Annotated in this window: 12 protein-coding genes and 4 pseudogenes; 10 read left to right on the top strand and 6 right to left on the bottom strand. The window is 67.6% G+C overall.

What is annotated here, in order from left to right; all coding sequences use genetic code 11:
* Positions 1 to 601: 601 nt before the first annotated feature.
* The 3 genes and pseudogenes from AB0D04_RS40375 to AB0D04_RS40365 all read right to left on the bottom strand — a co-directional run.
* A pseudogene (locus AB0D04_RS40375) lies at positions 602 to 785 on the bottom strand (DUF2267 domain-containing protein); the annotation flags it as partial.
* Between the two features lie 74 nt (positions 786 to 859).
* On the bottom strand, positions 860 to 1255 hold the full coding sequence (locus AB0D04_RS40370; protein WP_362712391.1) for a DUF2267 domain-containing protein: 396 nt from the start codon (positions 1253 to 1255) through the stop codon (positions 860 to 862).
* Between the two features lie 96 nt (positions 1256 to 1351).
* The gene (locus AB0D04_RS40365; protein ID WP_362712390.1) at positions 1352 to 1783 is read right to left on the bottom strand and encodes an Hsp20/alpha crystallin family protein; all 432 of its coding nucleotides are present in this window, start codon (positions 1781 to 1783) and stop codon (positions 1352 to 1354) included.
* A gap of 128 nt (positions 1784 to 1911) precedes the next feature.
* Here AB0D04_RS40365 and AB0D04_RS40360 point away from each other — a divergent pair, with 128 nt between their 5' ends.
* The 3 genes and pseudogenes from AB0D04_RS40360 (at position 1912) to AB0D04_RS40350 (ending at position 5118) form a co-directional block, all read left to right on the top strand.
* Positions 1912 to 2565, top strand: coding sequence for a type III effector protein (locus tag AB0D04_RS40360; RefSeq protein WP_362712389.1), 654 nt, complete (start codon positions 1912 to 1914; stop codon positions 2563 to 2565).
* Between the two features lie 364 nt (positions 2566 to 2929).
* A pseudogene (locus tag AB0D04_RS40355) lies at positions 2930 to 3848 on the top strand (transposase); the annotation flags it as partial.
* A gap of 76 nt (positions 3849 to 3924) precedes the next feature.
* Positions 3925 to 5118, top strand: coding sequence for a PP2C family protein-serine/threonine phosphatase (locus AB0D04_RS40350; protein ID WP_362712388.1), 1194 nt, complete (start codon positions 3925 to 3927; stop codon positions 5116 to 5118).
* Between the two features lie 308 nt (positions 5119 to 5426).
* Here AB0D04_RS40350 and AB0D04_RS40345 read toward each other — a convergent pair whose 3' ends face one another.
* Positions 5427 to 6218 (bottom strand): methyltransferase domain-containing protein, encoded by a 792-nt coding sequence (locus AB0D04_RS40345; RefSeq protein WP_362712387.1) that lies wholly within the window; start codon positions 6216 to 6218, stop codon positions 5427 to 5429.
* A 191-nt stretch (positions 6219 to 6409) separates the two neighbouring features.
* Between AB0D04_RS40345 and AB0D04_RS40340 the strand changes: the two are divergent.
* From AB0D04_RS40340 to AB0D04_RS40315, 6 genes and pseudogenes are all read left to right on the top strand, one after another.
* Positions 6410 to 6598: pseudogene (locus AB0D04_RS40340) on the top strand (IS5/IS1182 family transposase); the annotation flags it as partial.
* 768 nt (positions 6599 to 7366) lie between these two features.
* Complete coding sequence (locus AB0D04_RS40335; protein WP_271317587.1) at positions 7367 to 7570, top strand: cold-shock protein; 204 nt, start codon at positions 7367 to 7369, stop codon at positions 7568 to 7570.
* Between the two features lie 340 nt (positions 7571 to 7910).
* Complete coding sequence (locus AB0D04_RS40330) at positions 7911 to 9425, top strand: DEAD/DEAH box helicase (protein WP_362712386.1); 1515 nt, start codon at positions 7911 to 7913, stop codon at positions 9423 to 9425.
* A gap of 61 nt (positions 9426 to 9486) precedes the next feature.
* Positions 9487 to 9876: a CBS domain-containing protein gene (locus AB0D04_RS40325; RefSeq protein ID WP_362712385.1), complete on the top strand. Its 390-nt coding sequence runs from the start codon at positions 9487 to 9489 to the stop codon at positions 9874 to 9876.
* A gap of 60 nt (positions 9877 to 9936) precedes the next feature.
* Complete coding sequence (locus tag AB0D04_RS40320) at positions 9937 to 10302, top strand: SCO5918 family protein (RefSeq protein WP_362712384.1); 366 nt, start codon at positions 9937 to 9939, stop codon at positions 10300 to 10302.
* A 591-nt stretch (positions 10303 to 10893) separates the two neighbouring features.
* Positions 10894 to 11550: a hemolysin III family protein gene (locus tag AB0D04_RS40315; protein WP_362712392.1), complete on the top strand. Its 657-nt coding sequence runs from the start codon at positions 10894 to 10896 to the stop codon at positions 11548 to 11550.
* A gap of 276 nt (positions 11551 to 11826) precedes the next feature.
* Here the strand turns inward: AB0D04_RS40315 and AB0D04_RS40310 are convergent, their stop codons facing one another.
* Positions 11827 to 12165 (bottom strand): MerR family transcriptional regulator, encoded by a 339-nt coding sequence (locus AB0D04_RS40310; RefSeq protein ID WP_362712383.1) that lies wholly within the window; start codon positions 12163 to 12165, stop codon positions 11827 to 11829.
* 39 nt (positions 12166 to 12204) lie between these two features.
* Here AB0D04_RS40310 and AB0D04_RS40305 point away from each other — a divergent pair, with 39 nt between their 5' ends.
* Entirely contained in the window at positions 12205 to 12453 is a 249-nt protein-coding gene (locus AB0D04_RS40305; protein ID WP_362712382.1) for a hypothetical protein, read from the top strand.
* 210 nt (positions 12454 to 12663) lie between these two features.
* On the opposite strand, the pseudogene AB0D04_RS40300 reads toward AB0D04_RS40305, so the two are convergent.
* A pseudogene (locus AB0D04_RS40300) lies at positions 12664 to 13152 on the bottom strand (DUF5994 family protein); the annotation flags it as partial.
* Positions 13153 to 13254: the final 102 nt, after the last annotated feature.

The following is a 13254-nucleotide window of genomic DNA, read 5'->3' as shown; positions in this document are numbered from 1 at the left end:
AGAGCCGCACCGTGCTGGTGGGCTCGAACCGCTCCAATGTGCCCTCAGGGATATGGATGAAGGACCCGGGACCGCATTCGACCGTCTCGTCGCCAATGTGGTGGCGCAGCGTCCCCTCGATGCCTTGACCTCGTAGAGGCCGTTCAGCATCCAGAATGCCTTCCCGTCACCGCTGTGGCGCACGTAGGCGTTCTTCGCCATGGGGCCGCTCCGGGTGCGTGTGCCCCCAGTGTCAGGAGTCCGGCATGTCGGCCGGACGGGACCTAATCGATGAGAGAGATTGCTGGCCGACGGATTACGAGTCTTGGCCGTCATGGGCAGCCCCATCAGGTCCTTCGCGCTCCAGTTTCCCTGAGAGGTGGTCATCCGTCCGCACGGTAGCTGTCAGCCGCGAAATCCTCGGTCACAGGAAGTGTCCGCTGGCCAGAAATGGTGCCAGGTCCGTCATGCCGCGGACGGCGAGAAACTGGGTGATGAACACTGAAGCCACCGAGGAACAGCAGCAAGACCCGGGAGACCTGGAACGCAGGGAAGGGCGCGCGATGGACATCTCCGTGGAGTGCGACGAGGACCCGGCCGTGCTTGGCCGCCTGATCGAGCGGGCGGCCAGCTCAACGCGTTCGTCGCCGGTCAGCTGCCGCCCCAGGCCCGCGAGCACCAGACGGACGGCTGCCTTGGCCCGTTCCCGGGTGGGGTAGGCGCCTTCGTAGCGGACCTTCTCCAGCATTCTGCTCGAACGTCATCACGGACATGTGCTGGAGCGGTGCACGCCGGTCGGACATCACTGCGGTAGTTGCCTTTCCATCGCCGAGTCGTGGTGCCGGTGCCCGGCAGGCGTGCGGGCACCGGGTGTGGGTGGTCAGGTGGGCTGGGGGCGGCCGAAGAGCAGGTCGTAGCCCGCGGGGAGCTGGAGCAGGATCTGCTGGAGCAGGTCGTTGCCGGCTGCGTCGGCGACCGTGCTGAGGACGGCGCTGACATCCCAGGCCGCGGTCTGTTCGGTGGCCCCCTCTATCCAGGCCGCCGTCGCCCGCACGAACCGTTCGGGTGGGAGTGGTTCGGCGCTCTGCAGCGGGTTGAGCAGGATCAGGGCGAAGTCTTCCGGCAGGCGCGCGGCCAGCTGGGCACGCACCTCGCCCACCAGGTGCGCGCCGAGCAGGCCGAGCACGACGCGGGCCGCACGCTCTGCTTCCTGACGACTCCCGTACTCACCGCGTTCCTTCACATGGTCAAGGAATGCTTCCCATCGCAAGGTCACATCAGCCGCCACCTTTCTTGGTCCAGTGGGTGCGCAGGGCGGGGTGAGGGAGATCCGTGCCCGTCCTGCGCCGCTGATCGGCCCGGGGCGCCGGGTTCAGCCGGAGATCTCCTTGCGGGAGGATTCCCCGCCGATGGTGATCTTGCGGGGCTTGGCGCGCTCGGCAATCGGGATGCGCAGGGTAAGCACCCCGGCGTCGTAGTCGGCCTTGATGTGCTCGGTGTCCAGCATGTCCGCCAGCACGATCTGGCGAGAGAAGACACCCAGCGGCCGCTCCGACAGTTCCATCTGCACATCGTCGGCCTTCGCCACGGGCCGGCGTTCGGCCTTGACGGTCAGCATGTTCCGTTCGACATCGATGTCGATCGCCTCCGCGCTGACACCGGGAAGGTCGAAGGCCACCACGTACTGGTCACCCTCGCGGTAGGCGTCCATCGCCATCGCGGACGGCCGCGACCAGGTGCCCGGGCCCATCAGCTGCTGAGTCAGCCGGTCGAGTTCGCGGAAGGGGTCGGTGCGCATCAACATCGCGAAACACCTCCAGAAGGTTCGGGCAGTACCTGCCAATGCGCTTCACTGAAACCGTTGTAACATGTCATCCAATGGATGACAAACATGGTGTCGTCGAAAGGATGACAACTCGGAAGGAGGTGCCCATGGCAGCAGCCGACCAGCCGGCTTCTTCCCGCGCCGACGCCCAGAGCCCGGCATCATTTCTCGCCGCCGCGGCGGCCCTGGAAGCCATCAACGACGCCCTACGCGCCGCCCAGCACGAAGCCCCCAGCGCCTCCGCCGCCGGGGGCGCCCGCCCGGAACAGAGCCTGGCCTCCCTCCTGCTGCTGCGGCAGGTTCGCGAGCAGCTCGCCGGATGGGAAACCGGCCTGATCGAAACCGCCCGCCACGCAGGCGCCAGCTGGGCCGACCTCGCCCACCCCCTCGGCGTCGCCAGCCGCCAGGCCGCCGAACGCCGCTACCTGCGCAACCGCCCCGGGCCCGCCGGAACCACCGGCGAACAACGCGTCCAGGCCACCCGCGAAGCCCGCGCCGCCGACCGCACCATCGCCACCTGGGCGCGCCGCAACGCCGCCGACCTGCGCCGCATCGCCGGACAGATCACCGCCCTCACCGACCTCCCGACCGCCGCCCGCCTCCCGCTCAGCCAACTCGACGCGGCCCTCGCCCATGACGACCCCGCCGCCCTCATCTACCCCCTGAACGCCATCCGCCCCCACCTGACAACCGCCCACCGGGACCTCGCCGCCCGCCTCGACACCCTCACGAACTCCGCCACCGCCCCGCCCACCGACTGACCAACGCACAGCGACATGCACGTAGTCGAACCTCACGCAGCAGCCCCACACTGGGCCTGGCGGGCGCACTCGCGCCCGCCTCCGGCCCGCCCATACCCACCGCATGGCCGCGCGCTGCGCGAAGGACAAACTCGCGCAGTGACGCGACCTCGCCCTCACACCCGCCGCGCCCACCCGGACTCTCCCGCGGCCCCGCAGAACCCCTCAGCGGTCACGGGACGGCGTGACGGCCCTCTGGGGCTAGCTAGCTACTTGCCCCTGAAGAAGTCGGGTTTGGCGCTGGGCTGTCATTTGGGGGTAGCTGGTGTGTGCCGCCCCTGGCCGCGACAGTGGAGGCGGGTCGTTGCGGCCGGAGGTGGTGGCGGTGTTGCGTGTCGCGGGAGTGCAGGACGCCTGGTGGGAGGTGCTGCCAGAGCACGCGCGGCAGTTACCCGCCGAGCTGGCCCGGGTGGATGCCTTCTTCGACGACGAGCGATTTATTGCCCTGTGGCGGGCGGTGTTCACCGAGCAGCTGGGGCGGCCATCGGTGCCGGTGAAGACGCTGCTGCGGCTGCTGTACCTCAAGCACCGCTACCAGCTGGGTTACGAGAGCCTGGGCCGTGAGGTCGCAGACTCGTTGAGCTGGCGTCGGTTCTGCCGCATCCCGCTGGCCTCCCGGGTGCCGCACCCGACCACCTTGGTCAAACTGGTGCGCCGCGGCGGCGCGCAGACCGTGGAACAGCTCAACGCCGCGCTGCTGGGCAAGCTGGTCGAGGACAAGCTGCTGCGGTGTCGCAAGCTGCGCATCGACACCACCGTGATGGAAGCCGACATCGACCACCCCCCGGACGCCGACCTGCTGGAGCAGGGGGGTGCGCAAGCTGGGCGGCTGGTGCGTCGGATCAAGGCCGCGGGCGCAGCCGGGCGCACCCGGTTCCGTGATCGCAGCCGATCAGCAGGGCGCCGCTTGAAGGAGATCTCACGCACGCTGCGGCGGCGTACCGGCCAGGCACCGGGGGAGATCGACCGGCTGACCGGCGAAATCGCCACCCTGGCCCGCGCGACCTTGCGGGACGTTGCTGCGGTGGAGCGCAACGCCCGACGCGCGCTGGGCAAACAGCCCTCGGGGAGGCTGACGCACCTGGTCGGTGAGCTGGCCGAGACCGCGGCGGGCACCCGCCGGCTGCTGGAGCAGACCGCTGTGCGGCTTGCGGGGATCCGCACGATCCCCGACCGGCTGGTGCCGTCAGCCGATCCCGATGCCCGATGCCCGACCGATCCGCAAGGGCAAGCCCCAGCACCCCAGGCTGATCGGCCCACATCTCGGGGGTCGGAGAGCTCAGATTGTGGCGGCTCGACCTCGCAGGGATCATCGAAGGCATGGACAGGAACATGTCCGTCGGGCCCGGGGAGCGGCTGCTGGAGGAACTGGTCAGAGCAGCCCAGCTGGCATCACCTGCGGAACTGCCCGTGGCCCTGAACCGGTATGCCGAGGCCATGGGTCTGGGCAGGGCCGTTATCTATCTGGTCGACATCCAGCAAAGACTGCTGGTGCCGCTTGTCGAAGGCGAGCCGGAACTGGAGCTCGACACTTCGCTGGCCGGATGGGCCTACCGCACCGACTCTCTCCGAGCGGAAGAAGACCCCTCCGGCGGGCTGAACGTATGGCTGCCCCTGGCCGACGGAGCGGAGCGGCTGGGCGTCGTGGAGCTGAACATGAGCACCCTGGACGGGCTCACGCTACGGCGCTGTCGAACGACGGCGCTGCTCCTCGCACTGATCATCACATCCAAGCGCACCTACAGCGACACCATCGCGCAGCGCATGCGTACCAGGCCGATGCACCTGCCCACGGAGATGGTGAGGGCTTTTCTCCCTCCCCGGTCGATCGGCACCGGGCGGGTTGTTTCGACGGCAGTTCTGGAGCCTGCGTACGAACTGGGCGGCGATGCTTTCGACCATGCGTTCACCGAGGACGTTCTGCACGCCACAATCCTTGACGGCATGGGGCACAATCTGGCGTCCGGACTTGCCACCTCTGTCGCCATGGCAGGCTGCCGTAACGCCCGGCGCAGCGGGGCAGACCTCAACGAACTCGCGGGCACCGTGGACGAGACACTGGCGAAGTGGCTTCCGGAGCAGTTCTGCACGGGTGTCTTCACCCAGTTGCACATGCCCACCGGTGCGCTGCGATGGTGCAACTGCGGCCACCCGCCTCCGCTGCTCATCCGTCGCCACCGCCTGCTCCATAAGGCCTTGGAGCGGCCACCTGAGCCTCCTTTGGGACTGCCCGCCAGTCTCGCCGGCACCGCCCGTCAGGTGCACGACGTCAGCCTCGAACCCGGTGACCGGATACTGCTCTACTCAGACGGCGTCGTGGAGTCACGCGATGAGGCAGGCGAAGAGTTCGGCCTGGAGCGCTTCACCGACTACATCATCCGGTCGACCGCAGCGGGGCAGAGCGCCCCGGAAGTGCTGCGCCTGCTCATCCATGCCATCCTCGAGCATCGGCACAACAAACTCAGCGACGACGCCACGATTTTGATGTTCGAGTGGCAGCCCCCTGATCCGTGACCGCATGAGCCGGACGGCGCAGCCGTGGCGCCGGTACTCCGAAGACGCAGGCGCTGACGTCGGTGGATGCCGCGCGTAGCTCAGTTGGCTTTATCGAGCATTAGTGACGTCACTTGTCGACGGGTTTGGGAGGCGCCCCGATTCACGGGCGGGTGATGTTGATGAGTTTGGGAGGCATGGCGGTTCTTGCCAGGGCAGCATCGGGATGCTCTTGGTGAAAGGGGCTGGTCATGCCTCAGATGTCGAAGGTCGAGCTGTACGCGGCGATCCGGCATGACCATCGCGGCGGCATGTCGATGCGGGACCGACTACTTGATCAAGCCCACGAGCACGGAGACTCTGATGTCTTCGGCGAAGTGCTTGTCCGGTGGAAGTGACTGCCGGATGCGGTCTGCGAACGCCGGACGGGCGTCCGCTCCGGGCAGCTCATCTGCGGGGATAGCAGAGTAGACCCCGCCGATGAGCTCCTCGAAGCTCAGCTCATCGCTGTATTCGATCACCATCTCGCGCACATCTTCGAAGCCGGCGGCCTCCAGTGCCTGCGCATAGCGGAGTCGGTCCGAGGCACCGGTGCCGCAGGACGCCTGCAACTTCGTGCCGAAATAGCGTTCCAAGCAGGCGCGCAGTGAGCGTGACCAATCGCTGTCCTGCAACCACAGGGGCATCCCGTTCGAGACGACCGCGACACCTCCGCCGGAGCGGAACAGCGGCGACAGTCCACGGAAGAGCTCCTCGTGTCGCATCCAGTGAAGTGCCTGTCCGATGACCGCCATCGCCAGCGACCGCTGCCCCATCAGCTCGCAGAGCGCAGGGACGTCGGTGTCGGCACCGAGGACCCATGTCGCATTGCGCACGTCATGTCTCGCGGCTGTGTCCCTGGCGAGCCGAAGCATGTCCGGCTCGGGATCCATGCCGATGACCGAACCGACCCGCGAGGCGAGCGGGACGGTCAGCTGACCGGTCCCGCACCCGAGATCGAGCACGATGTCGTCCGTGGTCAGTGCGAAGGCCGTTTGCAACGCGTCGAGAGCCTGAGGCGGATAACCACGCCGGAACTTCGCGTAGTACTCGGCAACGTCACCGCTGAACCCGACATTCATGGCGACCACCTTGCCCAAGCGCGGGCCCGGGAGACAGGTTCCCGACGCACAGATCGCTACCGGCTGAAAACCAGGACTGGACCGCGGGGTCCCCGACACAGCCGCCGTCTGCCAGCTCCAAGCGCCGTCGAGACTCATCGACATCTCAGCGTCTCAAGATCAAGAAGTGCCGCCCAGACCCATCAACAAACGCTGTCCGAAGCAATCAACGAAGCCAGAAGGCATTCGTCATCCTGGACGGCACGCTGCTATCCATCGACCGCATCGCCGCCGACCGCCCGTACTGCTCCGGAAAGCACAAGCGTCACGGCATGAATGTCCAGGTCATCGCCGATCGCTTCGGACGCCTGCTCTGGTCCTCACCCGCTCTGCGCGGATCACGAGGTCGCGTACCGTCGCGGACCAGTACGTGCCCGAGTAGTGCTGTTGACCCTTGTACCAGCGGAACGTCCGTCATGGTTCTGCCTGCCGCAGCAGATCAAGCGGCTCCGATGCCCACTCAAGATCCTCCGAGACGGACAGGTCAGGGCGTCGGACAGTCACGTGTACCGATTTAAGTAGATCGACGTCCGTCGTCGACCCTCACTTCGCATTCCCAGGGCAGCCCATGCGGCCGCAGGATGCCGCTGGAATGCCCCGGCTATCACTCGTCATGACAGCTGGAGCAGCCCGGTACACGACGTGAGGAAGTTCCTGCCCCCGCGAGCTCACCCGGCGCGCCGCTCCTGGCGTGCCGCGCCGCGAACTGTCCCCGACGGTTGTGCGGTGCGGTTCGGCCAGGCACCGATGGTGCCCGGCCTGTGCCTGCGGAGCCTGGGCGGCCGAGGAGGTCGACGCATTTCCGGTCGAATACGGACGAGCGCCGATGCTGAATATCTCATGCCGCAACTACAGAAATGGCCACTGGTGCGGTAAGGTTTTTTTACGCTCTCGAAAGCGTCGGGATCATGTGCCGCGTATGTCCGCCAGTACCGTGCTACCGTTGATCTCAGTTGCAGTTGTGGTTCCCAAGACTTCAAGCGTGCTCGCTGTCGTACATGGCGGAGCGCTTTCGTATTTCCGGTGTTTATTTCCGGACGGGCAATCAACGCAGCGATACGGAGTTCGCACGGTGTGGGCTCCGGGCACTGCCCCGAAGGAGATATGACATGGCTACTGGCACCGTGAAGTGGTTCAACGCGGAAAAGGGTTTCGGCTTCATCGAGCAGGACGGTGGCGGCGCCGACGTCTTCGCCCACTACTCGAACATCGCCGCCCAGGGCTTCCGCGAGCTGCAGGAAGGCCAGAAGGTGAAGTTCGACGTCACGCAGGGCCAGAAGGGCCCGCAGGCCGAGAACATCGTTCCCGCCTGACGCGTTACACCGTAGCTGGGGCCCGCACCTTGGGTGCGGGCCCCAGCTCGTTGCTTTTCGGTGTTTCCCGTGTGCCCCACAACGGCCGCACACGCGGCGTGCGGGCAGCCAGTTCGACTTCCCGACCGCTATGACACGGCGGGCAATCCGCCCGAATCGCAATCCGGCAATTGTTTCGCTCTCCTTTGCGGCGTTGCCGGTCCCGCTTCGGCGTGCAGGGTCGACATATTTCCGCCCCGCTTCGTTTCATCTCATTTCATCGGTTCGTTCTTGCGATTCTTTGTGTGCGGCTCATTGCCGCCGGGAATTCCTCGACGTACCGCATCGAGGAAGGTTCTCCATGAACCGCACAGCTCGCACGAATGACCGCTACTCCCGCTCTGCCGGCTCGTCCGGCTCAGGCCGCGGCGGCTACCGCTCCGGCGGGCCGAACCGCTCGGGCACGGGTCGTTCCGGGGGCCCCGGACGGCGTCCCGCGACACTGCAGGGAGAGTTCGCCCTGCCCGTCACCCACACTCCCGCCCTGCCCCCGGCCGAGACTTTCGCCGAGCTGGACATGCCGTCGGCGCTGCTGGCGGCCCTCAGCGCGGAAGGCATGTCCGCCCCGTTCCCCATCCAGGCCGCCACGCTGCCGAACTCGCTGGCCGGGCGCGATGTTCTCGGCCGCGGACGCACCGGATCGGGCAAGACGCTGGCCTTCGGTCTGGCCCTGCTGGCCCGTACCGCCGGGCAGCGCGCCGAGCCCTGCCAGCCGCTGGCACTGGTCCTGGTCCCCACCCGGGAACTGGCCCAGCAGGTCACCGACGCCCTCACCCCCTACGCCCGGTCGCTCAAGCTGCGGCTGGCCACCGTCGTCGGCGGAATGTCGATCGGCCGCCAGTCCAGCGCACTGCGCGGCGGGGTCGAGGTGGTCGTCGCCACGCCGGGACGGCTCAAGGACCTCATCGAGCGCGGTGACTGCCGGCTGAACCAGGTCGGCATCACCGTGCTGGACGAGGCCGACCAGATGGCCGACATGGGCTTCATGCCCCAGGTCACCGCGCTGCTCGACCAGGTTCGGCCCGAGGGGCAGCGGATGCTCTTCTCGGCCACCCTGGACCGCAACGTCGACCTCCTGGTCCGGCGCTACCTGACGGACCCGGTGGTCCACTCCGTCGATCCTTCGGCGGGCGCGGTCACGACGATGGAGCACCACGTGCTGCACGTCCACGGCGCCGACAAGCACGCCACCACCACCGAGATCGCCGCCCGCGAAGGTCGGTCGATCATGTTCCTGGACACCAAGCACGCCGTGGACAACCTCACCAAGCACCTGCTGAACAGCGGTGTCCGCGCCGCGGCCCTGCACGGTGGCAAGTCCCAGCCCCAGCGCACCCGCACCCTGGCCCAGTTCAAGACCGGCCATGTCACCGTCCTGGTGGCCACCAACGTCGCCGCCCGCGGCATCCACGTCGACAACCTCGATCTCGTCGTCAACGTCGACCCGCCCAGTGACCACAAGGACTACCTGCACCGCGGTGGCCGTACCGCGCGCGCCGGCGAGTCCGGCAGCGTCGTCACTCTCGTCCTGCCGAATCAGCGCCGCACCATGAACCGCCTGATGGCGGACGCGGGCATCACTCCGCAGACCACCCAGGTCCGTTCCGGCGAGGCCGAACTGAGCCGCATCACCGGTGCCCAGGCACCCTCCGGCACCCCGGTCACCATCGCCGCACCAGTCGTCGAACGTGCCAAGCGCAGCGGCTCCTCCACACGCGGCCGCCGCAGCCGCCCCGCCCAGGCCCGCCGTGCCGCCGGATCAGCCCGAACCGCGACACCGACTGCGCGGCAGACCTCCTCGGCCCCGGCCGCCTAGGCCGGTCCCGGACGATCACGCTCAGCTCGTGGGATCACCATCGTCACGGAGGCTTTCGTTGATGCTGCAGAGCTACCCCCAGGCGGACTGCTCCGGCAAGGCAGCCGGCGACGTCATGTCGTCGCCGGGACCACAGGTCGGCGACGACATGATCGTCGACCTGGCCCTGTCCGTCCTCATCGGGGCCCGTGCCGACCATCTCCTCGTCCGTGACGAGGACGGGCGGTGTACGGGCCTGATCACCCGTTCCCAGATGACAGCCCACCACCAAGGCCCCTGGTACACCGAGGAGACCCGGTTGCGGGACCTCATCTACGACCGTGGGCCCTTCACTTCGCCCGTGATGTCTGCACACGACGCGGAACGCGCCATGCGCCAACGCGCGCTGCGGGCCTCACCCGTGATCGGTGAGGACGGGCACGCCCTGGGCGTCGTCGTCCTCACCCGTTGATCCCTCTCCGTCCGGGCCGGCGATCCGTTTCCGGCTTCTCTTCGACCTTGTAGAGGCACTATGCGCGTCGTCATCGCCCGCTTCCCTTTCGACCTGCTCAAGACACAGGTGCAGGATGCGATGAAGGGCATCAAAGCCGAACCCGTCACGGGTGAGTCCGTGCTCATCGGTCGCCGCCATTACCCCGTCAAGCAGGTCGGGGAGATCATCACCCGGCAGGATCGCCGTGACTTCTCCGCCGGTGAAGTGACCCGAGCCCTGAGCCGCCTCGGCTTCGTGTGCCGCCCGGCTGCCGCGCTGGTGCCACCGACCGGTCTCACACCACTGGAGACGGCGTCGGCCTTGCTGGGGCACCGGCCCGAGCCTGACCGGACCGCTGTGGGCAAAGAATCCGCCCCGCAGCGGCCAACTCAGCGGTCGGAATAGCGCAAGGCTCCTGCTGTCCGGGCGCCGGCATCCCCCATGGCGACGCGGTACATACCGCCCGTCTCGGGAAGGCCGGGACTTCCCTGCAGGGTCCGCGTGGCATGGAAATGCAGGTACGTAGGAGGCTCGTTCCGGTTAGGCAAGTGAGGTGCCACGTCGGCCGGTGAGAAGAGAGCGGAAAACGGCTCCAGCCGTTCCGACTCCTTCAGTACCTCGGCTACAAGTTGCCGCCACTGCCTCGGGGCCAGCCGACCGGTGATGACTGCGCCCGGGACGACCACGGTGAGAGACATCTGATTGCCCTGCTCCGACTCCACCCTGCTGGCGATGTTGGACAGTCGATGCCCGGCAATGCAGGCCCGGCGGTCCGAGGCTGACCTCCCCAAACACTGTTGGGGGAGACTCCTGGCGTGGCTACCTGGTTGTCAGCGAGGCCCAACAGTCAGAAGGAGGACGGAAGCTGTGTCCCGCGACGCTGCCGAATCCGGAAGTGTGCCCCTTGCTCCGGTGAGGGGAGAAGGTGCTCCAGCCGGCCAACCCCGCGGAGCACACCGTGACAGTGCCGGGGAGGGCCCTCACCCGGCTGCCGCTCTGGTGGAGCGGGCGGCCGACCTGGTGGAGCCGATGAAGCCGAAGCTTCGTGGCTGGCTCCACGCCGCAACGGTCCCCGCCGCGCTGATTGCAGGCGTCGTCCTCATCCGCCTGGCCCGGACCCCGCAGGCTGCCCTGGCCTGCACCGTGTACTCCGTCACCGCCTTGCTGCTGTTCGGGACGAGCGCCATCTACCACCGCGGCACCTGGGGGTCGCTCGGCGAGGCCGTTCTGCGTCGTCTCGACCACGCCAATATTTTCCTCATCATCGCCGGCACCTGCACCCCCCTGGCCGTGCTCCTCCTCCCTTCGGCCCAGCGGCCCGTCCTGCTGTGGATCGTGTGGACGGGGGCGCTGGTCGGCATCGCCTTCCGCGCCTTCTGGGTCGGAGCTCCCCGCTGGCTGTATACCCCCTGCTACCTGGCCCTGGGCTGGGCACCGGTGCGCTACCTGCCCGACTTCCTGCACACCGGCGGAGCGGCCGTACTCGCGCTGATCGTGACCGGCGGTCTCCTCTACAGCGTGGGCGCGGTGGTCTACGCCCTCCAGCGCCCCAACCCCTCACCTCGCTGGTTCGGCTTCCACGAGGTCTTCCACGCCCTGACCGTGGCAGGCTTCACCGCGCACTACATCGCCATCTCCCTCGCCGTCTGCTGAACACAGCGGTGTGCCGGCTCATGGGCCTCGTCCGTCCAATGTCCTTATAGCCCGCCCGGCCCCGATGAATGAGAGGCGCGGAACCTCGGACGCTGCCGCGAGATCAGGGGACACCTCGACCGCGGTGCTCAGCCCGGTTGGCGTCAGGCTGATGGCGAAGAGCTCCGGCGGCGATATCGACGGAGCTCGTCTGCGTGGCTGCTGTGGGTCAGGCTGTCCGACGCCGACTGAACGTCCCCGAGGCGCGGCGGCCGTGCGCGGGCGCGGAAACGGAGTTCAGACGTCGGTCTTGAGGCGGGGCTCGGAGGGTGCGGTGCGCAGTTCTTCGTTGATGCGCTGAGCTTCGTCGAGCTGGTCTTCGAGGATGACTATGCGGCAGGCGGCGTCGACGGGGGTTCCCTGGTCGACGAGTTCGCGGGCGCGTGCGGCGATACGCAGCTGGTAGCGGGAGTAGCGGCGGTGGCCGCCCTCGGAGCGCAAAGGCGTGATCAGCTGGGCCTCACCGAGGGCCCGCAGGAAGGCGGGGGTGGTGCCGAGCATTTCGGCGGCTCGCCCCATGGCGTATGCGGGGTAGTCCTCGTCATCGAGACGGTCGTGAGAGATTTCTGCGGTCATTTGCACGCGAGAAAACCGCGAGGGATCTATCGTCAAGGTATGAGCGTGTTCATCAAGCTGGTGGAGAACCGGCCCCCCAAGGAATACGCGGAGCCGGCGGCTGCAGATATCTCCTACGACGACATCACCGAAGGTGAGTCGGCCGCCACGTACGAGTACGACCTGCTTCCGAGCGGCGCATTGCGGATCCTCAAGGTGACCAAAGGCGAAGCCGCTGTCGTCGATTCGATCTACGCTCCGGGACTCTGGTTCCGTGTCCAGGGGCATTGGCGCGGTAATACGGAATAGCAAGCACTCTGCCGGTGGCCGGGCCCTGCCGGCTGCTGAGCCCGGCCGTCGGTGCTTGAGGTCCGAGCAGAATGTGCTCATGCTTCGCGTCAGCCCACGGAATCACGTCGGAAACTACCTGCAGGTGTACCGTGGATTGTGGGTTGCGCACTCTCACGTGTTGCGCCTGAAAGGACGGCCCCGGCGGTTTCACCGGGGCCGTTTCGAGGATCACGCCGAGCGTGCCGGCGCGGTCACACGGGCGCCATGGCCGCCCTCGGAGTCCCAGACCGCCTCTCGGGCCTGGTCGGCTTGTGTCACGATCCGTTGGAATTCGGCCCTCTCCAGCAGATCACTCGCTGTGTGGCTGCGCAGCGGACCGGTAGCCGCGGTCATCAGCCAGGCGGCGATGGCCGGATCCGTCTGCGGCGGAATCACCAGCAGGTCCCAGCGGCCGACGGTGTAGGAGAGCAGCAACAGCTTGTGGGGGTCTTGCTCGGCCTTGAACCAGCCGACCCTCACCACGTGCCCCTCAACGGGCACCTTCCGTGGGATGACCGGCCACAGGGTCGGGTTCACCGTGACATGGGTGATGCGCCCCCAAAGGGGATCCAGCACCGCTGTCAACGCAGGAAGTTCCGCCGCCAGGTCGCGGGAGCGGGGCCACCAGGCACCGTCCAGAAGAGCACCAGGGCTGTCGGTTGAGGCGAGCGCGAGACGCGGCGGCCGCGGACCAGCGCACGCACCAACTCCGGGACCGGCTACGGCCGAACATCCCGCGCCAGCGGGCGTCCGGCGACGCGGCGTGAGGGCGGACGCCGG

Source organism: Streptomyces sp. NPDC048483 (assembly GCF_040651455.1).
Lineage (GTDB): Bacteria > Actinomycetota > Actinomycetes > Streptomycetales > Streptomycetaceae > Streptomyces.
This window is presented reverse-complemented; position numbering and strand designations above follow the sequence as displayed.